General features: G+C 65.9%; 24 protein-coding genes and 1 pseudogene. 6 read left to right on the plus strand and 19 right to left on the minus strand.

Features of this window, described 5'->3' with window-relative positions:
• Positions 1 to 46: 46 nt before the first annotated feature.
• The 5 genes from HNQ95_RS24020 to HNQ95_RS24040 form a co-directional block, all read right to left on the minus strand.
• Complete coding sequence (locus HNQ95_RS24020; RefSeq protein WP_115733160.1) at positions 47 to 451, minus strand: RidA family protein; 405 nt, start codon at positions 449 to 451, stop codon at positions 47 to 49.
• Positions 448 to 1,299, minus strand: coding sequence for an SMP-30/gluconolactonase/LRE family protein (locus tag HNQ95_RS24025; RefSeq protein ID WP_182575437.1), 852 nt, complete (start codon positions 1,297 to 1,299; stop codon positions 448 to 450). The genes HNQ95_RS24020 and HNQ95_RS24025 overlap by 4 nt, the downstream gene beginning before the upstream one ends.
• Positions 1,296 to 2,516, minus strand: a complete 1,221-nt coding sequence (locus HNQ95_RS24030; protein ID WP_182575438.1) for an aminotransferase-like domain-containing protein — start codon at positions 2,514 to 2,516, stop codon at positions 1,296 to 1,298. Before HNQ95_RS24030 ends, HNQ95_RS24025 begins: the two co-directional genes overlap by 4 nt.
• A gap of 23 nt (positions 2,517 to 2,539) precedes the next feature.
• The gene (locus HNQ95_RS24035; RefSeq protein ID WP_182575439.1) at positions 2,540 to 3,811 is read right to left on the minus strand and encodes a Coenzyme F420 hydrogenase/dehydrogenase, beta subunit C-terminal domain; all 1,272 of its coding nucleotides are present in this window, start codon (positions 3,809 to 3,811) and stop codon (positions 2,540 to 2,542) included.
• A 126-nt stretch (positions 3,812 to 3,937) separates the two neighbouring features.
• Positions 3,938 to 4,870, minus strand: a complete 933-nt coding sequence (locus HNQ95_RS24040; protein ID WP_067964709.1) for a LysR family transcriptional regulator — start codon at positions 4,868 to 4,870, stop codon at positions 3,938 to 3,940.
• A 174-nt stretch (positions 4,871 to 5,044) separates the two neighbouring features.
• Between HNQ95_RS24040 and HNQ95_RS24045 the strand changes: the two genes are divergently transcribed.
• A complete protein-coding gene (locus tag HNQ95_RS24045) occupies positions 5,045 to 5,488 on the plus strand; it encodes a MarR family winged helix-turn-helix transcriptional regulator (RefSeq protein ID WP_067964711.1) in 444 nt (147 codons plus the stop codon).
• A 102-nt stretch (positions 5,489 to 5,590) separates the two neighbouring features.
• Here HNQ95_RS24045 and HNQ95_RS24050 read toward each other — a convergent pair whose 3' ends face one another.
• Positions 5,591 to 6,253 carry a flavin reductase family protein gene (locus HNQ95_RS24050; RefSeq protein WP_182575440.1) on the minus strand — a complete coding sequence of 221 codons (663 nt, stop codon included), beginning with the start codon at positions 6,251 to 6,253 and terminating at the stop codon, positions 5,591 to 5,593.
• Between the two features lie 255 nt (positions 6,254 to 6,508).
• Here HNQ95_RS24050 and HNQ95_RS24055 point away from each other — a divergent pair, with 255 nt between their 5' ends.
• Positions 6,509 to 7,198, plus strand: a complete 690-nt coding sequence (locus HNQ95_RS24055; RefSeq protein ID WP_115733166.1) for a GntR family transcriptional regulator — start codon at positions 6,509 to 6,511, stop codon at positions 7,196 to 7,198.
• An 85-nt stretch (positions 7,199 to 7,283) separates the two neighbouring features.
• Positions 7,284 to 8,729 (plus strand): amidohydrolase family protein, encoded by a 1,446-nt coding sequence (locus tag HNQ95_RS24060; RefSeq protein ID WP_182575441.1) that lies wholly within the window; start codon positions 7,284 to 7,286, stop codon positions 8,727 to 8,729.
• 3 nt (positions 8,730 to 8,732) lie between these two features.
• On the opposite strand, the gene HNQ95_RS24065 is transcribed toward HNQ95_RS24060, so the two are convergent.
• The 5 genes from HNQ95_RS24065 to HNQ95_RS24085 all read right to left on the minus strand — a co-directional run bounded on the left by HNQ95_RS24065 (position 8,733) and on the right by HNQ95_RS24085 (position 15,481).
• Complete coding sequence (locus tag HNQ95_RS24065) at positions 8,733 to 9,368, minus strand: 2'-5' RNA ligase family protein (protein WP_083948654.1); 636 nt, start codon at positions 9,366 to 9,368, stop codon at positions 8,733 to 8,735.
• 67 nt (positions 9,369 to 9,435) lie between these two features.
• Complete coding sequence (locus HNQ95_RS24070; protein ID WP_182575442.1) at positions 9,436 to 10,467, minus strand: DmpA family aminopeptidase; 1,032 nt, start codon at positions 10,465 to 10,467, stop codon at positions 9,436 to 9,438.
• Between the two features lie 5 nt (positions 10,468 to 10,472).
• A complete protein-coding gene (locus HNQ95_RS24075; protein WP_182575443.1) occupies positions 10,473 to 11,060 on the minus strand; it encodes an NUDIX domain-containing protein in 588 nt (195 codons plus the stop codon).
• Between the two features lie 234 nt (positions 11,061 to 11,294).
• The gene (locus HNQ95_RS24080) at positions 11,295 to 12,308 is read right to left on the minus strand and encodes an amino acid ABC transporter substrate-binding protein (RefSeq protein WP_376769273.1); all 1,014 of its coding nucleotides are present in this window, start codon (positions 12,306 to 12,308) and stop codon (positions 11,295 to 11,297) included.
• Between the two features lie 122 nt (positions 12,309 to 12,430).
• The gene (locus HNQ95_RS24085) at positions 12,431 to 15,481 is read right to left on the minus strand and encodes an aminotransferase class III-fold pyridoxal phosphate-dependent enzyme (RefSeq protein WP_182575444.1); all 3,051 of its coding nucleotides are present in this window, start codon (positions 15,479 to 15,481) and stop codon (positions 12,431 to 12,433) included.
• A 130-nt stretch (positions 15,482 to 15,611) separates the two neighbouring features.
• Between HNQ95_RS24085 and HNQ95_RS24090 the strand changes: the two genes are divergently transcribed.
• Positions 15,612 to 16,049 carry an Lrp/AsnC family transcriptional regulator gene (locus HNQ95_RS24090; protein ID WP_067964726.1) on the plus strand — a complete coding sequence of 146 codons (438 nt, stop codon included), beginning with the start codon at positions 15,612 to 15,614 and terminating at the stop codon, positions 16,047 to 16,049.
• 36 nt (positions 16,050 to 16,085) lie between these two features.
• Here the strand turns inward: HNQ95_RS24090 and HNQ95_RS33765 are convergent, their stop codons facing one another.
• The 3 genes and pseudogenes from HNQ95_RS33765 to HNQ95_RS34230 all read right to left on the minus strand — a co-directional run.
• Positions 16,086 to 17,141, minus strand: a complete 1,056-nt coding sequence (locus HNQ95_RS33765; protein WP_246340950.1) for an alpha/beta hydrolase — start codon at positions 17,139 to 17,141, stop codon at positions 16,086 to 16,088.
• A gap of 26 nt (positions 17,142 to 17,167) precedes the next feature.
• Positions 17,168 to 17,650: an MFS transporter gene (locus HNQ95_RS33770; RefSeq protein ID WP_246340951.1), complete on the minus strand. Its 483-nt coding sequence runs from the start codon at positions 17,648 to 17,650 to the stop codon at positions 17,168 to 17,170.
• A gap of 46 nt (positions 17,651 to 17,696) precedes the next feature.
• Positions 17,697 to 18,590, minus strand: a pseudogene (locus HNQ95_RS34230) (MFS transporter); the annotation flags it as partial.
• Between the two features lie 60 nt (positions 18,591 to 18,650).
• On the opposite strand from HNQ95_RS34230, the gene HNQ95_RS24100 reads away from it, so the two are divergent.
• Together HNQ95_RS24100 and HNQ95_RS24105 are read left to right on the plus strand one after the other, a co-directional pair.
• On the plus strand, positions 18,651 to 19,625 hold the full coding sequence (locus HNQ95_RS24100; RefSeq protein ID WP_182575446.1) for a LysR family transcriptional regulator: 975 nt from the start codon (positions 18,651 to 18,653) through the stop codon (positions 19,623 to 19,625).
• A 48-nt stretch (positions 19,626 to 19,673) separates the two neighbouring features.
• Positions 19,674 to 20,174: a peptide deformylase gene (locus HNQ95_RS24105; RefSeq protein ID WP_182575447.1), complete on the plus strand. Its 501-nt coding sequence runs from the start codon at positions 19,674 to 19,676 to the stop codon at positions 20,172 to 20,174.
• A gap of 22 nt (positions 20,175 to 20,196) precedes the next feature.
• Here the strand turns inward: HNQ95_RS24105 and HNQ95_RS24110 are convergent, their stop codons facing one another.
• Genes HNQ95_RS24110 through HNQ95_RS33790 form a run of 5 tightly spaced genes read right to left on the minus strand, consistent with a single transcriptional unit; the run spans position 20,197 to position 25,697 of the window.
• On the minus strand, positions 20,197 to 21,645 hold the full coding sequence (locus HNQ95_RS24110; protein ID WP_182575448.1) for a M81 family metallopeptidase: 1,449 nt from the start codon (positions 21,643 to 21,645) through the stop codon (positions 20,197 to 20,199).
• Between the two features lie 22 nt (positions 21,646 to 21,667).
• Positions 21,668 to 22,570, minus strand: a complete 903-nt coding sequence (locus tag HNQ95_RS34110; protein ID WP_182575449.1) for a CobW family GTP-binding protein — start codon at positions 22,568 to 22,570, stop codon at positions 21,668 to 21,670.
• A complete protein-coding gene (locus HNQ95_RS24120; RefSeq protein WP_182575450.1) occupies positions 22,567 to 24,060 on the minus strand; it encodes an amidohydrolase family protein in 1,494 nt (497 codons plus the stop codon). Before HNQ95_RS24120 ends, HNQ95_RS34110 begins: the two co-directional genes overlap by 4 nt.
• Positions 24,053 to 24,874 (minus strand): ATP-binding cassette domain-containing protein, encoded by an 822-nt coding sequence (locus HNQ95_RS33785; protein WP_182575451.1) that lies wholly within the window; start codon positions 24,872 to 24,874, stop codon positions 24,053 to 24,055. Before HNQ95_RS33785 ends, HNQ95_RS24120 begins: the two co-directional genes overlap by 8 nt.
• Complete coding sequence (locus HNQ95_RS33790) at positions 24,867 to 25,697, minus strand: ABC transporter ATP-binding protein (protein WP_182575452.1); 831 nt, start codon at positions 25,695 to 25,697, stop codon at positions 24,867 to 24,869. The genes HNQ95_RS33785 and HNQ95_RS33790 overlap by 8 nt, the downstream gene beginning before the upstream one ends.
• Positions 25,698 to 25,699: the final 2 nt, after the last annotated feature.

A 25,699-nucleotide genomic window follows, 5' to 3' on the forward strand; every position in this document is an offset into this window, starting at 1 on the left:
CCGGCCGGGCGGACCCGACTCGGCCAGTTTCAGGTCCGGCTAGGTTCTACACCTCGACAGCTTTGGCAAGCGCGTGGCGCCAGGCGACCGCCTCGACTTCGACCATGATCTCGGGCAGGACGAGGGCGGTGACGACCATCGCGGAGGCGGCCGGCGGATTGTCGGCGAAGATGCGGTTCTTGACCACGGCATAGGCCTGGTAGGCTTCGGCACTGGTCAGGTAGCAGCGCAGCGAGACGACATGGGCGAGCGTCAGCCCGGCCTCGGCCAGCACCGCCTCGATGTTGCGGAACACCTGCTCGGTCTGCCCGGCGGGATCGCCGACCGCGACGATCTGCTTGTCCTTCAGCGCCACCTGCCCGGACACGAGCACGAAGTCGCCGCAGCCGACGGCCTGACTCATGCCGGGGAAGGCCATGCCTGGAGGATTGAGACGTTCGACGTTGCTCATGGCCGTCCTGCTCCCGATGCTGGCGCGCGGACGACATCGATGCGCCCTCCCCTCAGCTTCACCGTCATCTCAGGGTCGTGGTGCGGGGCAATACAGATGTAGAGGTCGCGACCGTCGGCCCCACCGAGGATGCAGGCATAGGGGTTGGCATCAGGGATGACGACCCGCTCAACGATCTCGCCAGCCGGACTGATGCGCAGCACCATCTTTTCGTAAGGCGATGCAGCCCAGATGTGCCCCTCGGCGTCGAGGCAGATGCCGTCGGGCACATGGCCGTCGATCGCAGCGAACAGCCGGCGGTTGGACAGGCTGCCGTCGGCTGACATGTCGAAGGCGGTGAGACGGGCGGCCATCGACTCGGCGATGACGAGCGTGCGACCGTCAGGTGAAATCACCGCACCGTTGGGGCACATCAGGCCGTCCGCGGCGACACTGATGGAGCCATCCGGCGCGACAGCGGCCAGCATCGTCGGCGCCGGCGGCTGGCCGGCGTAGAAGTCGAAGCCGATGTTGCCGACATAGGCGCGGCCTTCACCGTCGACGACCATGTCGTTGGAATGGAACGGGTGGACGGCGGCGAGATCGGCATGAAGCACGAGTTTGCGGTCGCCAAGCCGTCGGAACAGCTTGCGGTCGTTCATCGAGACGACGAGCAGGTCGCCGTCCGGCAGCCAGCCCATGCCGGATGGGCCGCCGGGAACGGCGAAGCTGTCGCACCTGATTCCGGCGGCATCCAGGACATGGACGAGGCCGTCATGCTGGTCGGCGAACCACAACTGGCCGTCATGCCAGCGGGGGCATTCGGGATAGACAAATCCCCCCGCGATCGTGCGAACAGAAAGCGTCATGCCGGAACCCGGGCGCAAGCGCTGAGGATCTCGCCGAGCTTCTTGATGCCGCGCTCGATGATGTCTTCGCTGACATGGCTGTAGGCAAGGCGCAGGAACTGGCGGCCGTCGCTTTCGCCCATGAAACGTTCGCCGGGGCGGAAGAAGATGCCTTCCCTCGCCGAAAGCTCGGCGGCGCGCTGCCAGTCGACGCGCTCGTCGATTTCGAGCCAGAGATAGAACGAGCCCTGCGGCATGCGGAAGGTGACGTAGTTGCCGCAATGGTCGCGCACGGCGCGCGCTGCCGTCTCGGCCTTGCTTTTGTAAACCTTGTTGACCTCGGCGATATGCTCGTCGAGCAAGCCTTCCGAGATATAGGAGGTCATGACGCGGGCATGCCACTGACCGACGCCGAGATCCTGGCGCACGGCGGCGATGGGTTCGATGGCGGCAGCCGGACCGGCGATCCAGCCGAGCCGCAGTGCGGGAGCGACGATCTTGGAGAAGCTGCCGCACTGGATGACGCGCTCGTCGGTGTCGAGGCTGAGCAGCGTCGGCAACTCCTCGCCGGCGAAACGCAGGTCGCCATAGACATTGTCCTCGATGATGAGAAAGTCATGTTCGCTGGCGAGCTTGAGCAGTTGCTTGCGGCGCGGCACCGACATCTCGGTGCAGGTTGGCGTCTGGAAGGTCGGGATGGTGTAGACGACCTTGACCTTCTTGCCCTCGGCTTTGACTTTTTTCAGCAAGGCTTCGAGCTTGTCGATGTCCATGCCGTGGTCGTCGACCGGCACTGTGCGCAGGTCGCCGCCGGCCATCTGCATGAAGCGCAACGCATAAGGGAAGGACGCCGCCTCGGCGACGACGACGTCGCCCGGATTGACGTAGCCATTGGCGGCAAGGGCGATGCCCTGCACCGAACCCGAGGTCAGGATGACGCCAAGAGTGCCGAGCTGCTTGCCCTGGGTGCGTTCAATGCGGTCAGCGATCTCTTTGCGCAAGCCCTTGAAGCCGAAGACCAGCTCCTCATAACCGGTGGCCGGGTCGAAATAGTCGAGCACCTTGGCGCCGTGCTCGTCGAGCGCCTTGCGGGCGAGGCGAACGAGGTCCTCGGTGGGAAACGTCTCGGGCGCTGCCAGTCCCTGGTCGAAATTGAAGATCGCCGGCACTTCGGGATCCGGGAAGAACAGGGCAGGCCCGGAACCGGAGAGCTTGGCGCGCAGTTGATCGACAGGCATTGTTTCCTCCTTGATGATCGTTGTCAGCTTGTCTTGGTGTCCGGGACGAAGGTCCCCGAGGTGATCGGGCTCTCGCGGTTGCGGCGCTTGAGAGAACGGGCAAGCGTGCCGCGGAAGGCTGCCCAACGTTCGCGCCAGCTGGCGGCAAGGCCGGCCTGGACCACCCGCAGCCCGCCATAACAGGGGAATGGCTGACCGGTCAGGGCGAGACCGGCGAGCCGCCACAGCACCGAGCGCTTCTTGGTGCCGTGGTCGTCATGCATGGCTTCGAGTTCGGCAACGGAGAACGCCTCCTCATGGATGTAGCCGGCGACGAGCGCATCCTCGATCAACTGCCTGCCGCGTACGGTTCGGGCAATGTGCATGTTCCAGCCGTCGCCGGCCTCGCGATGGCTCGGCTTGCCATCCTCCATGACCCAGCAATCGCCGGCGACGACGTCGGCGTGCTCGCCTGTGCCGTCAGCGCAGATCTTGCAGCGGAACATCAGCTCGTAGGTGAGATTAGAGAACCATGTCTCGTCATAACTCTGGCTGTGCGCCCTGCCCTGCCGCGTGTGCAGATAGGTCGGACCGGGCCAGCCATGGCCGCGATAGCGGAACTCGTCGACGTCGCGGTGGTCCTCGCCGAAGCGCCTGACGATGTTGTAGGTGGCGGCAATGCTGGGATTGCCGCCGCAGACCATCGCCAGCATGTAGGGGATCTGCAGGTCGACGCGCGGATCGACAAGCGCCAGGTTGCGCAAGGTGGCGACGTCGCAGGGCTTGCCGACGAACGCGAAGCGGCGGCCGCTGTCGAGCAGCGCTGCGATGTCCTTCAGCGGCGCCGACGGCCCGTAGCGGGAGCCCGAAGAGGCAACGATCTGCTCGCGCGTGGTGTTGAACCTCGGTTCGTTGTGCAGCGGGTTGTCGCTTGCGACGCCGGTCTGCAACACGCCGTCGACCTCGCCGCTTTCGACCAGATAGACCGCGAGCGCGGTGAGCACGCCGCCGGTGGCGCTCCTGAAGCGAATCTCCTTGTCGGTCGCATGGCCCTTGGCGAGATGCAGCATCGCGCCGAAAATGCGGTGCGGCTTGGCCTCGGCTGGTGCTGCGCCCTGCTGCGCGCGCCCGGCACATATCTCCAGCACCGCCTGCTGCTCGCCCTTGTCGAGCGGGCGCTGGCCGCGCGGCCGCATGTAGCCTTCAGGCGACATATCCATGCGCAGGGCGTCGCCTCCGAGCAGGCTCGCGCAAGCGCCGCAGCCGGTGCAAAGCCCACGCTCAACAATCTCCTCGATGCTTGCCGCAGCACGCATGCGCCATCCTCCCGGCGACAGCCTCGCGGCCATCGCCCCAGCGACAGGTTTTCGATCTCAGCTGTTGGCTCAAGTTATAGGTCGGCGGTATTTGCCCGGGCAAATTGCCAATCCGAATGACCGACATCAGCCTGAGTGATCCCGGCAGGCGTCCGGAAAACAATCGTCGAGCACGCCGCGAACCCAATCATGCGCCGGGCTGCCTTCAGAGGCCGGGTGCCAGTAGAGCCAGGTCTGAAGCGGCGGCATGCGGAAAGGCCGGGGCAACGCAACGAAACCATCTTCGGGCAGGAAGTGCCGGACGAAGGAGGTCGGAATTGTGAGGCAGAGGTCGCTGCGCGACAGGATGGCGGCAGCGGCCAGGCAATGTTCGAGATGCACCGCCACCTGCCGCTTCAGCTTCATCCGGGCCAGCGCGCCGTCGACCAGATTGGCAAAGCGCGGGCGATTGGAGATGTGCAAGTGGCTGAGCGCCATGTAGCGCTCGATGGTGAAGGGTTCGGTCGCCGCCGGATGGCCCCGGCGCATGACACAGACGAATTCGTCACTGAACAGCAGGCGCTGGCCGAAACCATCCTCGGCCAGCGGATGCGACTCGACGGCGAAGTCGATCTCGCCCGAGGCCAGGCCGGGAAACAGGTCGCGCTCGGCAAGGAAGCGGTTGCGCACCGTCAGCCTCGAGCCCAGCCGGTTCAACTCGCCGACAAACGGTGCCAGCACGACCGCCTCGGCATAGTCGCTCATGCTGAAAGAGACGATGCGCTCGGAGGCGAGCGGGTCGAAGCGCTCATGCCGTGCGAGCGTGCGGTCGAGCGCGGTGAGCGCTTCACGGACAGGGCCGATCAGCGTTTCGGCGAGCGGCGTCGGCGCGATGCCCTGCCGGGCACGGACGAACAGCTGGTCGCCGAAGATGTCGCGCAGGCGCGCCAGGCTGTTGGAAACGGCGGGCTGGGTGACGTTGAGCGTTTCGGCGGCACGGGTGATGCTGGCCTCGCCGTAGACGGCCTCGAAGACATGCAACAGGTTGAGGTCGAGCTTTGCCAGATTGCGCAGGACCACACCCCACCTCCTCCATCCCCGGCTGCGCCGCTCCATTGGCGAGAATGGACATTACCTACGCTGATCGAAGCCGCAGCCTCGTCCGAAGGGACTAGGAGGATGGTTCTTGCCGGAGATATTGCCGCGAATTACATAGGCATCTAATGATAATCAAAAGAACAAAAGGGGATCGATATGAGCAGCGCCGAGCTGAAGAGCGCGTTTTTTGACGAATTGCTGAAGGTCAACCGCAAGCTCAGGACGATGTTCGACGCGCGGGTGAAGGAGCGCGGCCTGACGCTGGCGCGCGCCCGACTGATGATGCAGATCGCCAAATGCGAGGGCAAGACGCAGGCCGAGCTGGCAGAGCAGATGCAGATCGAGCAGCCCTCGCTGGTCGGGCTCATCGACGGGCTGGAGAAGAAGGGGCTGGTGGTGCGCTGCACCACCGACGGCGACCGGCGCACCAAGCGCATCTTTCTGACGCCGACGGCGCGGCGCGAGGCCGACAGCATGTTCGCCGACGTCGCCGAGCTGCGCTGCCTGGTGCTTACCGGTGTTGACGACGCCGACATCGAAAGCGCGACCCGCGTGCTGCGCGTGCTGAGCGAGAACATTGGCGCGGCGGCCGAGGACTGACGCCCAAACAGAAAGGGCGCCCGAAACGAGCGCCCTTCCCATGCAAGGTCGTCGGGGGCTTACGCCTTGCGGTGGAGCGGGTGGGCCGACAAGGCTCTGGCCTCAGCCGATGACCTTTTCCGACTTCGGGGCGGCATTGGCGGCTTTTTCCTCTTGAGGAAAAAGCTCGGCCGGGCGCTTGAGCACGAACTGGTCGGCGGCAACGATGTAGTTGTCGGCGTGGAGACGGGCGATCGGCTGGTAGACCTCGGGCCGGACATAGCGGCCGCGCTCATCGAGGCAGTCGTCGCGAACATACATCTGCACGACCTCGCCAATGACGATGGTGCGGCGGCCATAATCGAGGATCTGCGACACACGGCACTCCATGGCGCAGGGCGATTCCTCGATGCGGGGTGCCGCGACCTTTTTCGACGGCGTGCTGGTCAGGTCGGCGAGCTCGATCTCGTCGACGTCGGCGGGGAAGTTGATGCCGGTGACGATCATCTCGCTGGCAATCGCCATGTCGACCATGTGGACGACGAACTCGCCGGAGCGGCGGATGTTGGCGACGGTGTCCTTGGCGGTGCCATCAGGACGGGTCTGCATGCCGAGGATGAGCAGCGGCGGCTCATGTGAGAAGACGTTGAAGAAGCTCATCGGCGCGGCGTTGTTGCAGCCATGCTCGTCGATGGTGGTGACCAGCGCGATGGGGCGCGGTCCGACGAAGTTGGTGAGCAGCCGGTAGCGGTCCATTTCGGGCAGCTCGGCGAAATCGAAATCCATTTTTTCTCCCTCAGACCGCAATCCGCAGCATGTGGTGGGTGCCGATATCATACACCCGAAGCACCGGCGCCTCACGTTTCCGGACGGCAGACCCGCGCCACCATGTAGCAGGTCGGTTCCCGACTCCATCCATCGCACGCTGTCATCGTATCCAATTATTGTCAACAATCGTTGTCAACAGATTTGTTGACTTGCCGCGCTTTTAGGTTTGAATAGGTTGGAGCCGCATATCGGGACGAACGGGAGGAGGATTGGATGGACGCTGAAGCAGGCATGCGGCATGCCACCGATCAGGAAATCTACGAGAAGATCTGGAGCGCCATCGCCGAGCGGCAGATCGGCCCCGGCACGCGGCTGAAAGAAGAGCAGCTTGCCGACATCTTCGGCGCCAGCCGGGCACGCATCCGCCATGTGCTGCAGAACCTCGCCCGCGACGGCCTGATCACACTGGTTCCCAATCGCGGTGCGTTCGTATCCAAACCGTCGATCGAGGAAGCGCGCGATGTGTTCTTCGCCCGCCGCACCATCGAGGAAAGGCTGGTCGAGCGGCTGTGCGCGACCATCGACGCCGCCGGAATCGCTCGGCTGGGCGAACATGTCGACCAGGAGCGCAAGGCCCACCAGGGCGGCGACCTCGCCGGTGCGATCAGGCTCTCGGGCGCGTTCCACATGCTGATCGCCGAGTTGGCGCAATCGCAGATCCTCGCCACCCTGCTGCGCGATCTGGTTTCGCGGACGTCGCTGATCATGGCGATGTACCAGCAGAAGGAAATCCAGAACTGCGGCCCCGACGAGCATGCGGCGATCGTGCAGAGCATCACCGCGCGCGACGCCAAGGCGGCACTTGCCGTCATGCACCACCACCTCGCCCATATCGAAAACCAGCTCGATCTCGAAAGCGAACGCGTGCTCGCGCGCGACCTGGAAGACATTCTGGGGCTGTAGCCCCGGTTTGACATGGCTTGCGGAAGTCCGGCTCGGACTTCCGCAACCATGCGATTTCGCCCGCCGACTTTTGGAAAGCAGTGACATGACGCAGCCAGACATCCTCGTCCGCAACGTGACGGCGATCACCGTCGACCCGGAACGCCGGGTGATCGACCGCGCCTGGATCGCTGTCACCGGCGACCGCATCAGCGCCATCGGTGGCGACGGCGACGCCGAGCCTGTCGGCGCCAGGGACATCATCGACGGCACAGGCATGGTGGCGATGCCCGGCTTGATCGACAGCCATTCGCATGCCGGCCACGGGCTGGTGCGCAATGCCGGCGCCGGGCTCGACAGCTGGTTCGACGCCTGCGAGGAGATCTACGCGCGCGGCTCGACGCCGGACTTCTGGCGCGCCGAGGCGCGCATGACCCAGCTCGAACGCCTGCGTGGCGGCATCACCACCGGTATGACGCTGCTCGGCGGCGGCGCCGATATCTACCGCACCGACGATCCCATCTATGGCGACGCGCATTGCGGTGCGACCGCCGAATCCGGGCTGCGCACCTTCATGGCCGTCGGCCCCGGCCGGACGCCCTTCCCGAAAAACTACCGCCAGTTCTCGGAGACCGGTCAGGCGCGCGACGTATCCGTCGGCTTCGAGCGCCAGCTCGAGGTCAGCGAAATCCTGATCGATCGCTGGAACGACCTGCTCGGCCGCGGCACCGGCGTGTGCCTTGTCATGCCGGTCTATTATGCCGCCCAGGTGGCGGATGCCGATGCCCGACGGCAGGTCGTCGAGATGGGCGAAGCGGTCATGGATCTGCGCCGTCGCAAGGGCGTGCTGTTCACCCAGGACGGCCACCGCGACGGGTCGATCGCGCTGGCGCGCGATCTTGGTGTCCTCGGTGAGTTCGCGCTTCTGGGTCATAGCGTCGACCTCACCGAGGAAGATTTTGCAGCACTGAAGGAGACAGGCGCGTCGATCATCCACAATCCGAGCGCCATCATGTCGGTCTATGGCCGCTGCCCGGTGCCGGAGCTGCTCGAGGCTGGCATCAATGTCTGCCTGGGTTCGGACGCGGCCGCCCCCGACCGCGGCTACGACATGTTCCGCCACATGGCGCAGTGCATGCACTACCACCGCCGCCATTTCCGCGACCCGGCCTATCTGCCGCCCGGCAAGACCATCGAGATGGCAACGATCGACGCTGCCAGGGCGCTTGGCCTGGAAAAGGAACTGGGGTCGCTGGAGCCCGGCAAGAAGGCCGACATCGTGCTGGTCGACATGCGCAAGCCGCATCTCTACCCGCCCGTCATGCCGGTGACGCGCATCGCCCATTTCGCCAACGCCGCCGACGTCGACACCGTCATCGTCAACGGCAAGGTGTTGATGCGCAGCCGCAGGACCGACCATCTCGACGCCGAGGACATCCTCGCCGATGCCGCCGAGCAGGCGGCACTCGCCTTCGAGCGTGTCGGGCTGACACATCTGCTGGAGGAACCTGAGGAGTTTTGGCGCAACGCGCGTCAGCCGCTGCAGCTCTGAGCCTCAGCCCAGCAACGGCCAGTTGCCGACGCTCCGGCGGCGGCCACTGGCCGAACGATGCAGGAGATGAAACTCCGTGATCGGGACGACGATCGGCCGGTCGAGAGGCGTTTCCGGGACGAGCCTGTCGGCGTAGAGCACCGTGCAGTGGGGCACGAAGCCGGCGCGCCGGCGTAGCCGGAGCCCCGCACGGTTCAACGCATCGATGATCCGGCGTTCGAGCTCCACCACCTTTTCGGCACCCTTGCCGCACAGCAGAACCAGCGGTTTCGATTCCCGATTGTGGAAGCTGGCGATGCGGTCGAAGGCCAGCTCGAATGCCGGCACTCTGACTGTCGCGGCGGCGGCCGAGGCGTCATGCACCGTGGTTCGGTCGATCTCCCCGCCGTTGTGAAGCCCCACCAGCGAGACGTGCAGCTGTCCTGCATCGCGTGCTTCCCGGACAGGCCATGGCTGCGGCGGGTATGGTCCGCCACCGTCGCCATCTGCGCCGACTGACCCGGATGCAGACGAAACATCAGCCTGTCTGCGTCGGACCTTGCCTGCCTTGGCCAACGCGACGGTGGTCGCAAACCAAGCGAAGTTGCTCCGAAGTCGAACTGGAGTTGCCGCGACATGACTTCCTTCTTTTAAGAACAAAGAAGGAACATGCTGAGTTTATTTTCCGAGCCCGGCAATCCTGCTTCCAGAGCCCGTCGAAGGCGATCTAGCCCTGCTCTCTCAACCAGTCTGCCAGCGACGGCCTGACATGCCCGGCGCGGCCATGCATGACCTCGGCTGCACACATCGAGTTCACCACGGCCTCCTCGGTTGCTTCGGCCGCGGCGCGGAACAGGCGATCGATGCGGTTTTCGTTGAGGGCGGAGATGGAAACGAAGTCGGCACGCTCGTCATGATCGAAGGTCTGGGCGGTCGAGAAGCCGAGCGCGATGTCGCCGCTGCCATGCCCCCAATAGGCACCGAGCCTGGCGAGACCGGCGCCGCAGCGGCGGACGACGCGCTTGAGCTGTCGGTGTTCCATCGCGATGTCAGTGGCGAGGATGACGATGACCGAGCCCTTCTCGGCCTCTCGCCTGCTGCGCGGATCGGGGCGACGACCATCGGGAAGGACGAGATCGCCGGCGCGGCCGAAATTGGTCAGCACCAGCACGCCGACATGATGCGCGCTGCCGGCCAACTCGATGCGGCGCGAGGCAGTGCCGATGCCACCCTTGAAACCGAAGCAGCTCATGCCAGTGCCGGCGCCGACATTGCCTTCGGCAACCGGCCCGGACGCGGCTGTTGCAAGCGCTGCGCGGGCATCGTCCTCGGTGACGGCGAGCGCCTGGATGTCGCTGAGATGGCCGTCATTGCACTCCATGACCACGGGATTGACCGTCGACGTCTCGCGGCCGATGTCCGGATTCTCCAGAACCGCCGCGCGGATCAGCGCGTTGGCGCAGGTGCCGACGCCGAAGGTGTTGGTGAGCAGGATCGGCGTCTCGATCGAACCGAGCTCGTCGACCTGCATCAGGCCGGTGCTCTTGCCGAAGCCGTTGATGACATCGCAGGCGGCCAACACCTTATTGCGGTACATGTTACCGCCATGGGGCAGGACCGCGCTCACGCCGGTGTTGAGGTCGCCCGCGCGAATGGTGCGATGGCCGATGGCCACGCCTGAAACGTCGGTGATGGCGTTGAGCGGTCCGGTCGGCGACGTGCCGAAGGAGATGCCGAGCTCGCGGGCGATGGTCGACATCGGCGCTAGGCTCCGCGCAAGAGGTGAAGGGCTGCGTATTGCAGCAGCATGATGGTCTTGGCGTCGCAGATGCGGCCGTCGGCAACCATGGCGAGCGCCTCATCGATGCCGATCTCCAGCACCTCGATGTCCTCACCCTCGCCTTCGTGGCCGCCGCCTTCGGAGATGCGGTCGCCGGGCTCGTAGCGGCCGACGAAGAAGTAGATCCGCTCAGTGACGGCGCCGGGGCTCATGAAGGCCTCGAAGACGCGGCGGACGTCGCGGACGCGGAAGCCCGTTTCTTCCTCGGTCTCGGCCCGAATGCGCTCCTCCGGGCTGGCATTGTCGAGCAGGCCTGCCGGCGTCTCGATCAGCATGTCATCGTAGCCACTGACGAAAGCCGGGTAGCGGAACTGCTTGACGAGAACGACAGTGCAGCGGACGGAATCATAGAGCAGGATGGTGGCGCCGTTGCCACGATCGTAGGTCTCGCGGCTCTGGAGCTGCCATTCGCCATCATTGCGGCGATACTCGAAGACCGTCTTCTTCAACAGATACCAGTCATCGGACAGGACTTTGACATCCTTGACGCGAACGCGATCGGCTATGCTCATCAATGCACCTATGCTGCGGCCCGACGAACGCGCCGGGAATCTCGCGAGGCAGCATAGGCGGGGCCGCGCTGACGCGCGACTTGGAAATTCTGGCGGGAAGATAAGGGGCCGCGCTGACGCGCGACCTGGAAATTCTGGCGGGAAGATAAGGGGCAGCGCTGACGCGCGACTTGGAAATTCTGGCGGGAAGATAAGGGGCCGCGCTGACGCGCGACCCCGGGGGGAGGAAAGCGATCAGCGGACCGGCGGGGCGTACATCAGGCCGCCGGCATTCCACAAGGCGTTGATGCCGCGGTCGATCTTGAGCTCGCTCGACTGGCCGAGATTGCGCTCGAAGATCTCGCCGAAATTGCCGACCTTGGAGATAATGTTGTAGCTCCAACGCGGATCGAGACCGAGCTGCTGGCCGCTGTCACCCTCAGCGCCGAGGAAGCGCTTGATGGCAGGATTATCCGAGGACAGGCCGGCTTCGGCATTGTCCTTGGTGATGCCGAGTTCCTCGGCTTCGAGCAGCGCGAACAGCGTCCAGCGCACGATGTTGAACCACTTGTCGTCGCCCTGTCGAACGGCAGGCCCGAGCGGCTCCTTGGAGATGATCTCCGGCAGGACGACATAGGCAGCCGGATCGGTAAGCTTCAGCCGCTGGGCATAGAGTGCCGAGGCATCCGTCGTGTAGACGTCGCAACGGCCGGTGTCGAAGGCCTTGATGATGCCGTCGGCGGAATCGATGACCACCGGCTCGTATTTCATCTTGTGGGTGGAGAAGTAGTCGGCGACGTTCTGCTCGGTGGTCGTGCCCTGCTCGGTACAGACGGTGGCGCCATCGAGCTTGAGCGCACTGTCGACGCCAAGAGCCTTGCGGATCATGAAGCCCTGGCCGTCATAATAGGCGGTGCCGACGAAACGAATGCCGAGGCTGGAATCGCGCGACAGCGTCCAGGTGGTCTGGCGCGACAGCACGTCGACACCACCGGACTGCAGCGCGGTGAAACGCTCCTTGGTCGACAGCGGCACGTAGCTGACCTTCTCCGGATCGCCGAGCACGGCGGCGGCTACGGCGCGACAGAAGTCGATGTCGAAGCCTGACCATTTGCCGGCATCGTCGGGCGCCGAGAAACCGGCGACGCCCTGGCTAACGCCGCAGGTGAGCTTGTCACGCTGCTTGACGATGTCGAAGGTGTCGGCCGCTGCCGGAATGGTCATCGCGGCCGAGCCCAGCAATAGTGCCGTTGCAAAAATTGTCCTCATCATTTCCTCCCTCTGGTGTTGAGGCAAAGCCTCTGCTTGCCGCCGGCGCGATGGCGCCGGAAGTCGGTGAATTCCCCTGTCGTTAATTCCCTCCGCGCGAGATTTTCCGCGCGGGTCCTGAGCTATGCGCCTTCGACTGACGCCGCGGCGAACGCCTCCTCGAGCACGCCGACGAGATGGTCGGCATCGGCGCGGCTGAAGATCATCGGCGGACGCATCTTGAGCACATTGTCGTGTGGGCCCTCGGTGCCGATCAAGACGCCACGGGCGCGGGCGCCGTCATTGACCTTGCGGGCGAAGGCGGTCGCCGGCGCCTTGGTCTTGCGGTCGGTGACCAGCTCGACGCCGAGGAACAGCCCCTGACCCCTGACGTCGCCGATGACCTCGTAGCGCTGCTGCATCTCCCTGAAGCGCGCGACGAGATAGGCCCCGACATCGGCGGCATTGTCGCGTAGGCGATCGCGCTCGATGACGTCGAGCACGGCGAGGCCTGCGGCACAGGACACCGGGTTGCCGCCGAAGGTGTTGAAATACTCCATGCCGTTGTTGAAGCGGTCGGCGATCTCGCGCGTGGTGACCAATGCCGACATCGGGTGGCCGTTGCCGATCGGCTTGCCCATGGTGACGATGTCGGGGGTAACGCCTTGCGTCTCGAAGGCCCACCAGTGGCTGCCGACACGGCCGAAGCCGACCTGTACTTCGTCGGCGATGCAGAAGCCGCCGGCGGCACGGACCATGGCGTAGACTTCCTTGAGATATCCCTCGGGGAGAAACACCTGGCCGGCGACGCTGGGGATGGATTCGGCGATGAAGAAGGCCGGCGCGCGACCCTTTGTGCGTATCGTCTCGATCTGCTCGGCGATGCTTTCGGCGAAACGCCTGGCATGCTCTTCGACCGGCCAATCATCCGGCGCGTGGTAGCTGTCGGGGATGGTTGCCTCGAAGACATGGGCCGGCCGGCCCTTGCCGCCCTTGCGTTTGTATTTATAGGGACTGAGGTCGATCAGCTCCTGGGTGGTGCCATGATAGGCCCAGTCGAGCACCAGCGCGTCGTTGCTGCCGGTCAAGGTGCGCGACATGCGCAGCGCAAGTGAATTGGCCTCGCTGCCGGAACAGGCGAAGGAGGCGACCGACAGGCCCTCGGGCAAGGTCGCAGTCAGTCGCTCGGCATAAGTGACGATGGCGTCGTGCAGGTAGCGCGTGTTGGTGTTGAGTCTTGCTGCCTGGGTGGCGATCGCCTCGACGACATCGGGATGGGCGTGGCCGAGGTGGCAGACATTGTTGAAGCAATCGAGATAGGCGCGGCCGCGGTCATCGATCAGCCAGGCGCCCTCGCCGCGCACGAACTTTATCGGATCGGAATAGGAGATCGACAGGTTGGGCAGCAGCGAGGCTTTCCGCGCGGCGACGATCTCGGGGCGGGTGCGGCCGGTCTGGTGAAAGGTCTCGGGCGGGATGCCGGCAAGCGTTGCGGCATCCGGGAACAGCTCGGCCCAGACGTCGAGATAACGCGCCTCGCCGACGCCGAGGATGTCACGAGCGGCGAGATCAGGGTCGGTCGAGATCTGGAAATGCAGATGCGGCGCCCAGCCGCCGTTCTCGGTCGGTGCGCCCATTTCGCCGACGAGCGCGCCGGCTTCGAGCGTCTCGCCCGGCTTCAGGCGGGCCATCGCCTCATGCGCCATGTGACCCCACAGCGTGACGAAGGGCGGGCAGCCTTCAGGCGTGTGCTCCAGCGCGATCAGGCAGCCATAGCCGAGCGGGTCTTCCTCGATCTCGACGCTTTTGACCGTGGCGGCGAGCGGCGTGTAGACCTTGGTGCCTGCCGGCAAAAACAGGTCGAGGCCAAGATGGTGGACCCGGCGGGCGCCTTCGACGAAGCGCGACCAGAAGATGTCGGAGGTGTAGACCGTGCGTGCCTCGCCCCAGGGGCCGATGCCGAGCTCGACACCGTGCTCGGCGCACCAGGAATCCCACCAGGCGGTGGCCTTGTCGGGCTCCTGGCCGGCCGAAGTGGTCGTCATCGGATGAGCCGGATCGCCATAGGGCACCAGCGCCTTGACCAGGGTTGCCGGGTGACGATCGAGCACCGGTGCAAAACTCTTCCTGTTGGCCTCGATCCAGGCGGTGACGGCGCGGGCACCTGATACCGCGTCGAAGCCGCAGGCGTGGCGCAGGATGGCGGTGGCGAAACGGCGGTTCATCGCGCCAAGGCGGCGCAGCAGCCGCCAGGCCGGCGCCTCCGAGATGGCGAGATAAGGATTGTCGCCGGTCTTGTCCTTGCGCTGCGCCGACAGCGTGACCGAGATGACCAGGCGCATGGCGATGAGGTCGAACAGGAGATCGAGCTCTTCTTCGCGCAGCGGATATTCGGCATGGAAGCCGGCGGCCAGGGTCGCCGCGGCGCCGATCGGGTCCGAGACATCGAGGATCGAATAGGCGCAGGCGACCGCGACTTCGGCGATCACAGGCGAATGGAGCGCGTCGCCGAAATCGATGATGCCGGCAACCCGGTCGTGGTCGTCCTCATCGACGAGCACGTTCCAGTCATTGGCGTCATTGTGGATGACCTGGGCACGCAGGCCGGCGAGACGGGGTGCCACGGCGACGTCGAAATGGTCGAGCAGGCGGCGCAAAAGCGCGCGGTCGGCGACATCGGGAACATGGTGCAGGCGTTGGCGCGCGGCACCGGCCTGGCGGATGTCCCAGTCGAAGCTCCTGATCGCGCCGGGATGGATGAAGCCCTGCAGCGCGCCGTCGAGCCGGCCGAGCGCGCGGCCGAGATTTTCGAGCAGCTTCGGGGTGCGCGCCGCTTCGGCCAGCGGCAGGCCCGGCAGCCAGGACACCAGCCGCAGCGCATGGCGCTCGCCCGAGGCACCGGTCGCTTCCGAGAGCGCCGCACCGTCGGCGGACGGCTTGAGGCGGGGAGCGGCGACGCCCGAGCGCGCGAGATGATCGAGCAAGGCGACCTGAAATTCGCTTTCGGAGGCCGGCTCGCTGGCATTGATGATTTTGAGAATCCACTGGGCGCCGTCGTCGGCCGAGAGCTTGAAGTTCTGGTCGCGCTCGCTGTCGAGGGCTGCGACGCGCCCACTCACGCCAAACCGGCTCGAAGCCAGGTCGGCGGCCTCGCCAAAGGAGAATGCAGGCGCGGGATGGGTCACGTCGGTCATGGTCTATCCGGAATTGCTGTAACTGGAGCTTGGCACGGGCCGAAAAATCGGGCATCCGGCAAAGCGTCGGTTGCACCGGCACTATGACTGCATGGACCGGCACTTTAACGGCACCGATCGGAACGGGGCGATGAAGGAACTCGACGCCAAGGACAGGGACATTCTGGGCATCCTGTCGAAGGAAGCGCGCATCCCGCTGAAGACGCTTGCCGGGCGCATCGGGCTCTCCCGCAGTGCGACCAGCGAACGCGTCGCGGCGCTGGAAAAGAGCGGCGTCATCCGCGGCTATCGCGCCGATATCGGCCAGATGGACAGCAACCTGGTCTCGGCCTTCCTGATGGTGACGCTGGTCTCGACGCCGTCGATGGGGGTGCTCGACCAGTTGGCACGCTATTCGGAGGTGCGGCGGGTATCGTCGGTAACAGGTCAGCTCGACCTGATGGTCGAGGTCGAGGTGCCGTCGATCGACCGGCTGAACACGCTGCGCGACATCATCGCCACCCATCCGAGCGTGCAGGACCTGACGACGCTGATCGTGCTGCGCCGGGACATCGAGCGGCGGGAGTAGCCGGCGGCATCGGATGCCGCCGGCAGTCAGGGCTGATCAAGCGGCCTGCAAGGCGCGCCGGAGCGCCGATTTCCAGCCGGCGATGAAGGCTGCGGAAACGCGCGCTTCAGGAACCATGGCGTCGAAGCCGTGATAGGCGCCCGGCACGACCGACAACTCGACCGGCACGCCGGCCTCGACGAGTCGCCCGGCAAAGGCCATCGATTCCCTGGCGAACAGGTCGAGCATGCCGACGCCGATCCAGGTCTCGGGAAGCCCGTGCAGGTCCTTTGCCCGCGCGGGAACGGCGCCCTCGGGTGCGTGCTCCATCACCGGCTTGCGCCCGAGCACCGAGGCCCAGCCGAAGGCATTGGACTGCCAGTTCCAGATGAACGTGCCGAGGTGGGCCGGCGGCTGATGCAAGGCGGTACGGTCGTCGAGCATGGGGTAGCGCAAGGCCTGGAAGCGGAGGGGCAGTTCGCCACGGTCGCGCGCCCGGAGCGAGACGGCAGCGGCGAGGCCGGCGCCGGCACTTTCGCCGAGCAAGGCGATACGGCTCGGGTCGATGCCAAGCTCGCTGGCCGAGCGATGCATCCATTCGAGCGTCGCGTAGGCGTCATCGAAGCCGGCCGGGAACGGATGTTCGGGCGCCAGGCGGTAGTCGACAGACACGATGACGGCGCCGAGCTCGGTTGCAAGCTGTTGCAGTTCCTGAATGACCACCTCCGGCTTGCCGACGACGAGGCCGCCGCCATGGATATGCAGGATCGCCGGCTTGGCGGCTGCCTGCGGCGCGGGGTCGAGGACGACGACGCGCAGGCGGGGATTGCCGGCGCCGCCTGGGATGAACCGGTCCCGCGGCTGGATCGCCGGCAATGGCAGCGCCGGCGGGAACTGGGCGCCGCGCACCGCCTGGAGAGTGTCCATGCCGAGATCGAGCGGTGGGATGTGATCGAGGATCGGGCGCAGCTCGGGATCGACGAGGTCAAGCGGATCGATGGCGGCACCAGCCGCTGGTCCGACTGTCGGCGATGCCGCTTCGGCGCGCGCGCCTGTTGCAAGCATGAGAGCGGAAAAGGACATGGCGGCGAGTTCCCTGCGATTGAGGTGCATATTGGTCTCCTGAGATTTGACGTGGATTACCGGCCGGCCGAAGCGGCCCGGCCCGACGACGTGGAAAAGAGGAAGAAGCCGGCGATCGCACCGGCAAGCAGGATGACGGCGGCCGAGGTGAAGGTCGTCGCGTGAGCCGCGGCTCCCGCCGGCACCGTGGCGGTGACTGATATCAGCAGGGCGAGGATCGAGGCGCCGCCCATCTGGAGCGAAGTGTTGGTGAGCCCGGAGACCATGCCGGCCTCGCCCTTGCGGACCGAGGCGGTTGCCGCCTCGGTCAGGCTGACAAAGGAGAATGACGAGCCGAAGCCGCCGATGGCAAAGGCTGCGATGGTGAGCAGCAGATAGGGCTCCCCCGCAGCCACCGGCAGGAACGACAGGGCGAAGGACGACAGGCTCATCAGGGCAAAACCCAGGGCGGCAATGCCGCGCGGCGCCATGTAGCCCATGGCAAGAGGTGCGAGGCGGGCACCGACGATCGAAGCCAGTGCGAAGGGCAGGAACAGCAAGCCCGGTTTCGAGCGCCTCGAGCCCGCGCAGCTGCTGGAAGTAGAGCGAGCCGAAGAACAGCGAGGTCAGCGGACCAGCGGAGTGGATGAAGATCAGGGCATTGGCGACGGCGACCGGGCGGTTGCGCAGGGTGGCGAGGTCAAGCAGCGGTGCTGCGCTTCGGCACTCGATGAGGACGAACAGGACGAGCAGAACGGCGGCGGCGAGCCACAAGCCAAGGGTGCTTGGCGTCGGGTGCGATGTCTGCGCAATGGCAAGGGTGAGCGCACCGAAGCCGAGCGTCGCGGTGGCGGCGCCAGCCCAATCCATCGGCCCGGACGGGGCCTGGCCGTCGCCGGCCGCGCCAGCGGCGCGCCTTGTGGCCCAGGCCATGACAAGGCCGAGCGGAACATTGATCAATAGCGCCGACGACCAGCCGAAGGTGCTGGTGAGCAGGCCGCCGAGCAACGTTCCCGAGGCGACGCCGACGGTGGCCGAGGAGGCAAACAGGCCGAGCGCCCGCAGCCGTGCCGGACCGGAAGGGTAATACAAGGTCAGCGAGGCGAGCGAGTTGGCGGCAAGCAAGGCGGCACCGGCACCTTGCAGCGCACGAGCGGCGATCAACATCGACATCGAGACGCTGTACGCGCCGATCAACGAAGACAGCGCGAAGACGACCGCGCCGGCGGCGAACATGCCGCGGTGGCCGAGACGGTCGCCTGCCCTGCCGGCCAGCAGCAGCAAGCCGCCGAAGGCCAGGGCATAGGCGTTGAAGACCCATTGCAGGTCGCGCTCGGTGGCGTCGAACGCTTGCGCCAGCGCGGGGCCGGCAACCATGAGGACGACGGCATCGATGACCACCAGGAACTGGGCGCCGCAGATGATGAGGAGCATCAGCGACGCGGGTTGTGCCGGCGTGCCGGCTTCGGGTGAGGAGGAATGGGGAAACATCTGGTTCATGGAGACAAGATAGATTATCTCCTTTACACTGATAATTTGCCAAATCTGGAATGACTATCCATGAATAGAAATAATGAGCCTGACCGCGCCGGCGCTACCAGGGATGAGCGGCTGCCACCGGTCGAGGCCGTGGTGATCTTCACCCGCGTGGCCGAGACCGGCAGCTTCACTGCCGCGGCACGCTCGATGGGACTTCCGCTGGCAACCGTCAGCAAGCGCGTGGCCGAGCTCGAGGAGCATCTCGGCGTCACGCTGATTGCGCGGACAACACGGCGATCCTCGCTGACCGAGCCGGGCAAGCGATTCCTGACCCATGGCCAGCTGATCGTCGATGCCTTGCAACGCGCCGCCGACGAAGCGGCACAGGCGGTGGCGGAACCGTCGGGGCGGCTGCGGCTGACGATGTCGACGGTGCTGGTCGAGGCCGGGCTGGGACGGCTGATCGCGCGCTTCGTCGCCGCCAACCCGAAGCTGCGCTGTGAGATCGACGTCTCCGACCGTTATGTCGACCTGGTCGCGGAGGGCTACGATCTCGCCATCCGTGTCGGCAGGCTCAAGGACTCGACGCTGATCGCCAGGAAGATCGGCAGCACCGAAGCCTCGATGTTTGCCGCGCCGTCATTGGTCGCCGAGCGAGGCCTGCCGTCAGACCCCAAGGCGCTTGACGCCTATCCGCTGATCGGCGAGCAGATTTCGCCGTCGGACACGCAGCAATGGCTGCTGCATCATGCGACGCAGAAACCGGCGAAGATTGAGTTCAAGCCGCGCATGTCGGCCAACAATGTACGTGCCATCGCCGAGGCAATCGAGGCGGGACTTGGAATCGGGCGGCTGCCGACATTCGTCGGACGGAGGATGGCCGAGCATGGCCTGGCCGTGCCGGTGCTGCCGGAATGGGCCGGGCCCGGGCTCGACATTTCGCTGGTCTATGCCGCGCATCGCGGCATGTTGCCGGGCGTGCGGCTGTTGATCGACCAGTTGAGCCGCGAGGCGGGCTCGCTGCTCCCAGGCCACGCGGCGCTGGCCGCGCGGTGACTTTCGCGCTATGCGGCTGCCGAGCGCTGCCCGAGGCGGAGACCTGACGTGACGACCCGGCCAATCGTGAAATTTCCCGACCCGCGCCTCAAGCTCGTCGCCGCGCCGGTGACGGCCTTTGACGACGAATTGCGCGCGCTGGCGTCCGATCTGCTCGACACGATGCGCGCGGCACCCGGCATCGGCATCACCGCCCCGCATGTCGGCATCGCCAGGCGGGTGGTGGTGCTCGAGCTCGAAGGCCCCGGCAGCGCCCGGACCTACGTCAACCCCGGCATACTATGGACCTCGGAGGAGACGATCCCGCACACCGAAGGCAGCGTCTCGATGCCCGGCGTGACCGACGAGATCAGGCGCCACGCACGGGTGCGCATCGGCTATCAGGATCTCCAAGGCATCGAACGCACCGAAGAGGCGGAGGGCCTGCTCGCCGTCTGCCACCAGCACGAGATCGACCAGTTGGACGGCATGTTCTGGATCCAGCGGCTGTCGAAACTGAAGCGGGACCGGCTGGTCAGGCGCTACGAGAAGCTGCAGCGGGCGATCTAGATCCCCCGCTGTTCCAGAGCGGCTACGCGGTCACCGGCCATTTCGGCAGCTTGATCCTGGTGTAGGGCAAGCTGGCGAAATTGGAGGTGACGGTGCCTTCCGAGGCAGCGTAGATCACGGCGCTGGCAACCTTCTCGTAGGACGCGCGGAAATGCTGCGTCGACTTGACCACCACGATCCGCTTGTCGGCGAGGTCGCAGCCGATATTGCTGAACAGGTCCGTGTCGATCGCCTGCGACCGCTCGGAGGCCAGGAGCACCTCGACGCCGCCGCAGTCGATCAGGGCGCAATCGCCCATCGGCGACGGCACGCCGCCAAGCCCGGTCATGACGAGGCCGCGCTTGAGTGCGACGACGCGGCAGGTGACATCGACCGGGTCGCCGGAGCGCGGACCGACCTTGCCGCCGACGCGCAGCGGCAGCACCGCCCCCTCACCCGCTTCGAACACCAGACGAACGGCGATCGGATCCCAGAGCGGGCCGATGACGGCATCCGGGATGCCGCGCGCGATCATGCGGGCGAGGAAGAAAGTCGAGTCGCTGGCGGCACCGCCGCCGGCATTGTCGGCGGTGTCGGCGATGACGACCGTGCCTGCGGGTGCCACAAGGGCCTGATCGAGCGCCTCGTCGATCGAGGGCATCGGCGGCACGATCTCGGCGCGCATGGCATAGAGGTCGTTGGCCAGCCGCTGCGCCAGCGACTGCGCGAGGTCCTCATTGTCGTCGGTGTAGACGACGACGCGTGTACCCATTTCAGGCACGTCGGCCCAGGGAAAGCCCTGCGCGATCGACACCGACAGCACCTTGTCCTTCTGCTCCATGGCGCGGATGCCGCGGATGATCGACAGGCCGGGCTCGGTGGTGGTGCGGATCAGGCTGACCATGCTGGTGTCGACGAGCGCGGCCTTGGGCCTGATCTCGCCGGTGGCGATACGGTGGCAGAGATCGACGAGCTGGACGCCGCATTCATAGACGTCGGTATGAGGGTATTCCTTGTAGGTCAGGAGGATGTCGACATTGTCGACCATCTCTGATGTCATGTGGCAGTGCGGGTCGAGCTCGCAGCCGACGACGGTGTCGGGGCCGACGATCGCGCGGATGCGTGCGAGGATGTCGCCTTCACAATCGTCATAGCCATCGGCGACCATGGCGCCGTGCAGCGACATCAAGACCATGTCGACCGGCAGGACGGCGCGCAGATCGTCAAGCAGCTGGTCGCGCAGCGTTTCATAAGCGTGCCGGGTCGTGGTGCCGCCGGGTTCGGCCGAGGCGCTCAGCCCTTCGAACAAGGTCCAGCCCTCGCGGCGGCCGCGTTCGCGCGCCGCCCAGAGCTGGCCGCCATACAGCGTCATGTGGTCCGGATGCTGGCCGGCGGGATAGTAGTCGCCGCCGGAAACGAAGGCGCCGAGGCCGGTGGGGATGGGCGAGAAGGTGTTGGTCTCGGTCGCAAGGACGGCACTGAACACACGCATGATGGATAACTCCGCTTGCGAATTAAGAGGCAGTGATTTCGGCGAGGCCGGCATGCGCCGTCTCGGCGTCGAGGACGCTGGCCTCGGCGATCAGGACGAGACGGCAATCGGGCTCGAATTTCGGGAACGGGCGCAAGGTGGCGCGGCGACCGACGAGCTGCAGCAGGAAACTCTGTCCGGGCCGCTCGACGAAACTGACGATGCCCTTGGCACGGATGAGCTTGGGCGCAAGCCGGTCGATGGCAGCCTGGAAGCGGTCGAGCGCGACCGGCCCTGATGACTGCCATTCGATCGAGGTGAAGCGCGATGCACCGACCTTGGCCTGGCCCGGTACCGGCTGCGGCCGGTCGATGACGAGCAGCGCCTCGATCGGCAAGGCATCGCCATCGGTTTCGAAGACCAGCGTCCTGTTGAGCCAGACGAGTTCCGCCCGCAGTGCCTCATCGGAGTTTTCCCTCGTCTTGGACAGGGCGATGAAATCGGCCGCCTCGACCTGGGCGCGCCAGAGCTCGTCGCGCAGGCGGGCCGGATTGGCGGCGACCTCGTCGGCGTCGACCACGGCAACGACAGCATCGAGCCGGATATCGTGCCACAGGATCGGGTCCATCAGCGTTTCGGTGATGCCCCTGGGGTCAGCGACGCCACTGGCTTCGATGACGATGTGGTCCGGCTGGACGGGCTGGGACAGCACCAGCTTGAGGGTACGCAGAAGGTCGCCCTGCAACGAGCAACAGATGCAGCCGTTCTTCAGCCCGACGACGGTGTCGGCGGCATCCGCGATCAGCTCGGCGTCGATGTTGATGGCGCCGAAGTCGTTGACGATGGCGCTGATGCGACGGCCGTCGGCACGTTGCAGCAACTGGTTGATGAAGGTCGTCTTGCCGGCACCGAGAAAGCCGGTGACGACGAGGACTGGAACGCTCACCGGTCACCCCGCCTGATCGGGCGCCCGGGTGCCGCCGCCTGGTCGAGGACCCCGTCCGAGATCACCGCCTGGCCGTTGACCAGCACGTGGCGCATGCCCTGAGCGGGCAGGTTCATCTCGGCGAAGGTGGCGCGGTCGGTGACGGTGGCGAGATCGAAGACGACGATGTCGGCATCGCAGCCCGGCTGCAGCCGTCCCTTGCGCTTGAACAGCGGCGCGCAGCTCTCGACGATTTGCGCCGGAATGAGCGTGCATTTGGCAATCGCCTGGGCAAGCGGGATGGCGTCGCGCTCACGTACCCACTGGCTGATGAAGCGGGTGAAGGTGCCCGAGGATCTGGGGTGCGCCGTCTTGTCGGCTCCGAGCGGCCACTCGTCGCCTTCGTAAGGAGTGCCGTCGGGCTGGCTCCATGGCATGGCGTCGGAGGCGATGGCACCGCCGGGATAGGTGACGGAGACGTCGAGCAGCGCGCGATGGCGCGGATTGTCCTCGGTGTCGAGGAAGTGCCAGAGCACCAGCGCCGAGGGATCGGCCTGCCTGACCTGCTTGAGATCGTCGATGCCGTCGAGGCGGCGATGGGTGGCGACAAGCTCGATGGCGTCGTAGCCGGTGCCGGTGCGGGCGGAAAAGGCCGGATCGACGAAGAAGCCGGCGCTGACGACGGTCGAGCCCGTGCCGTAGGGATAGGCTTCGGTGGTGATCCTGAGCCCCTGCGCCTGCGCTTTGGCAATGATCGCCGCGGCGCGCTCGACGTCCTGAAGGCTGGTCGAGTTGAGGTGGCAGATGTGCATATGCGCACCGGTGGCGCCGGCCAGTCCGATCAAGGTGACATAGGCCTCGATCGAGCTCTTGGGGTCGATGTTCGACATCTGGGCGATGTGGGTATAGGTCGGCGTGTCGGTTTCGGCGGCGAGATCGCAGATCAGGCTCATCTCCTTGGCGCCTGCGCCGGGCGCATAACCGGCGGGAATGCCGATGCCGAGGCCGCCCTCCTCTATGCCCTGGCGGGTACGTGCCACGATCTCGTCTGCCTGCGCTTCGGTCGCAGCGTCCGTCGACCAGCGCGGATCATCGAAGCCGCGTCCCATCACCGTGATCGGCGCTTCGCCCGGCTTGAGCTCCAGTCCGATCATCACTGCCTTGCGGGCAAAGATCCAGGCCGACGCCGTGCCGTAGTTGAGCAGGCGCGCGGTCCTTGACTGCGCCTCGTACCAGCCGGCGACCGGCAAGGCGCCGACTTCCAGCTCGAGCGCGGTGGTGACGCCATCGAAGGCCTGCATGCGGTCGGCGGGCACGGACTGGCCATGCGCATGGAGATCGATGAAGCCGGGGGCAACGATCAGGCCGCTTGCGTCGATCACCTCGAGCGCCGGACCGAGATCGGCACCGATGGCAGCGATGCGGCCGGCCGAAATGGCAATGTCCGAAATTTCGTCGCGGCCGGTCTCGGGGTCGATGACGCGCCCGCCCTTGATCACGATGTCATGCATGGACAGCCCTTTCGGCGGCGCGGCGCTTCTTGCCCGGAACGGCATCGATCAGCCGGCGGGTGTAATCGGACTTTGGAGTGCGGAAAATTTCGGACGTCGGGCCGACCTCTTCGAGCACGCCGTGGTTCAATACGCCGACACGCTGGCACAGATGATCGACGACCGACAGGTCATGCGAGATGAACAGCATCGCCAGCCCCTGTTCGCTGCATATCTTGCGCAACAGCTGCAGCACCTGCGCCTGGCTGGAGACGTCGAGTGCCGACACCGGCTCGTCGGCGATCAGGAGCTTCGGGCCCGATGCCAGGGCACGGGCGATGGCAATGCGCTGGCGCTGGCCGCCGGAGAACTGGTGCGGGAAGCGCTCGATCCAGTCAGGGTTGAGACCGACCTGCTGCATCAGTTCGGCCGCGCGCGTCGTCAGGGCCGCGCCCTTGAGGTCGGTGTAGGATTTGAGCGGTTCGGCCAGGATGTCGCGCACGCGCCAGCGCGGATCGAGTGAGGCATAGGGGCTCTGGAACACCATCTGCACGTCGCGGCGCTTGTCGCGCAGGGCCTTGCCGCGCAAAGCCAGCCAGTCGACGCCGTCAAAGGTCACCGAGCCGGCGCTCGGGTCTGTCAGCCGCGCGATGATGCGGCCGATCGTCGACTTGCCCGAGCCGCTTTCGCCGACGAGCCCGAAGGCTTCGCCGCGCCGGATGGTGAAGCTGACGTCGTTGACGGCGGTGAGCTGGCGCGGCTTCTCGAATAGCCGGCCGGACAGGGTGAAATGGCGGACAAGGCCGCTGACTTCGAGCAGAACGTCATCAGCCATGGGCCGCCCCCGCCTGCGTGTGGCCGGCGCCGAAGCTTGGCCGCGCATTGAGCAATTGCATGGTGTAGGCATGTTTCGGATGGCTCAGCACGTCGTCGACATGACCCGCCTCGACAACGACACCGTCCTTCATCACCACGACGTCCTCGCAGACATCGCCGACGACGTCGAGGTCATGGCTGACCAGGATCATCGCCATGCCCTGCTCGCGGCTCAGCTCCTGCATCAGCCCGAGGATCTGCGCCTGTACGGTCACGTCGAGCGCGGTTGTCGGCTCGTCGGCGATCAGCAGAGCAGGCTTCAGCGCGATCGCCGCGGCGATGACCACGCGCTGGCGCATGCCGCCCGACAATTGATGCGGATAGGCGTCGATTCGACGGGCAGCGTCCTGGATGCCGACGCGTTCGAGCAGCTCAAGGCTGGCAGCGCGGATCGCCTTGCGCGACATGTCGGGGCGGTGGAAACCGAACACCTCGCCGATCTGGTCGCCGACCGGCATGACCGGGTTCAACGTCGCCATCGCATCCTGGAACACCATGGCGATGCGGTTGCCGCGCAACCGGCGCCAGTCGCGCCTGGACAGAGCGAGCAGGTCGCGGCCTTCGAAGGTCACCGCCCCGCCGAGAATGGCATGGGACGCATCGGTCAGCCCCATCAGCGCATAACCGATGGAAGACTTGCCCGAGCCGCTTTCGCCGACGACGCCGAGCACCGAGCCGGGCGCGACGTCGAAACTGACGCCGCCCACGGCACGGACCGGGCCGCTGCGGCTGGGATAGTCGACGGTCAGGTCGCGGACGGAGAGCAAGGGCGAGGCCGTCATGG

The organism is Aminobacter ciceronei, from assembly GCF_014138625.1.
GTDB classification, from domain to species: Bacteria; Pseudomonadota; Alphaproteobacteria; order Rhizobiales; family Rhizobiaceae; genus Aminobacter; species Aminobacter ciceronei.

Excerpts from the sequence above, each read along its gene's own strand:
- HNQ95_RS24020 (WP_115733160.1), bottom strand. The coding sequence starts at position 451 with ATGAGCAACGTCGAACGTCTCAATCCTCCAGGCATGGCCTTCCCCGGC.
- HNQ95_RS24025 (WP_182575437.1), bottom strand. The coding sequence starts at position 1,299 with ATGACGCTTTCTGTTCGCACGATCGCGGGGGGATTTGTCTATCCCGAA.
- HNQ95_RS24030 (WP_182575438.1), bottom strand. The coding sequence starts at position 2,516 with ATGCCTGTCGATCAACTGCGCGCCAAGCTCTCCGGTTCCGGGCCTGCC.
- HNQ95_RS24035 (WP_182575439.1), bottom strand. The coding sequence starts at position 3,811 with ATGCGTGCTGCGGCAAGCATCGAGGAGATTGTTGAGCGTGGGCTTTGC.
- HNQ95_RS24045 (WP_067964711.1), top strand. The coding sequence starts at position 5,045 with ATGAGCAGCGCCGAGCTGAAGAGCGCGTTTTTTGACGAATTGCTGAAG.
- HNQ95_RS24050 (WP_182575440.1), bottom strand. The coding sequence starts at position 6,253 with ATGGATTTCGATTTCGCCGAGCTGCCCGAAATGGACCGCTACCGGCTG.
- HNQ95_RS24055 (WP_115733166.1), top strand. The coding sequence starts at position 6,509 with ATGGACGCTGAAGCAGGCATGCGGCATGCCACCGATCAGGAAATCTAC.
- HNQ95_RS24060 (WP_182575441.1), top strand. The coding sequence starts at position 7,284 with ATGACGCAGCCAGACATCCTCGTCCGCAACGTGACGGCGATCACCGTC.
- HNQ95_RS24070 (WP_182575442.1), bottom strand. The coding sequence starts at position 10,467 with ATGTCGACCATCGCCCGCGAGCTCGGCATCTCCTTCGGCACGTCGCCG.
- HNQ95_RS24075 (WP_182575443.1), bottom strand. The coding sequence starts at position 11,060 with ATGAGCATAGCCGATCGCGTTCGCGTCAAGGATGTCAAAGTCCTGTCC.
- HNQ95_RS24080 (WP_376769273.1), bottom strand. The coding sequence starts at position 12,308 with ATGAGGACAATTTTTGCAACGGCACTATTGCTGGGCTCGGCCGCGATG.
- HNQ95_RS24085 (WP_182575444.1), bottom strand. The coding sequence starts at position 15,481 with ATGACCGACGTGACCCATCCCGCGCCTGCATTCTCCTTTGGCGAGGCC.
- HNQ95_RS24090 (WP_067964726.1), top strand. The coding sequence starts at position 15,612 with ATGAAGGAACTCGACGCCAAGGACAGGGACATTCTGGGCATCCTGTCG.
- HNQ95_RS33765 (WP_246340950.1), bottom strand. The coding sequence starts at position 17,141 with ATGCACCTCAATCGCAGGGAACTCGCCGCCATGTCCTTTTCCGCTCTC.
- HNQ95_RS24100 (WP_182575446.1), top strand. The coding sequence starts at position 18,651 with ATGAATAGAAATAATGAGCCTGACCGCGCCGGCGCTACCAGGGATGAG.
- HNQ95_RS24110 (WP_182575448.1), bottom strand. The coding sequence starts at position 21,645 with ATGCGTGTGTTCAGTGCCGTCCTTGCGACCGAGACCAACACCTTCTCG.
- HNQ95_RS24120 (WP_182575450.1), bottom strand. The coding sequence starts at position 24,060 with ATGCATGACATCGTGATCAAGGGCGGGCGCGTCATCGACCCCGAGACC.
- HNQ95_RS33785 (WP_182575451.1), bottom strand. The coding sequence starts at position 24,874 with ATGGCTGATGACGTTCTGCTCGAAGTCAGCGGCCTTGTCCGCCATTTC.
- HNQ95_RS33790 (WP_182575452.1), bottom strand. The coding sequence starts at position 25,697 with ATGACGGCCTCGCCCTTGCTCTCCGTCCGCGACCTGACCGTCGACTAT.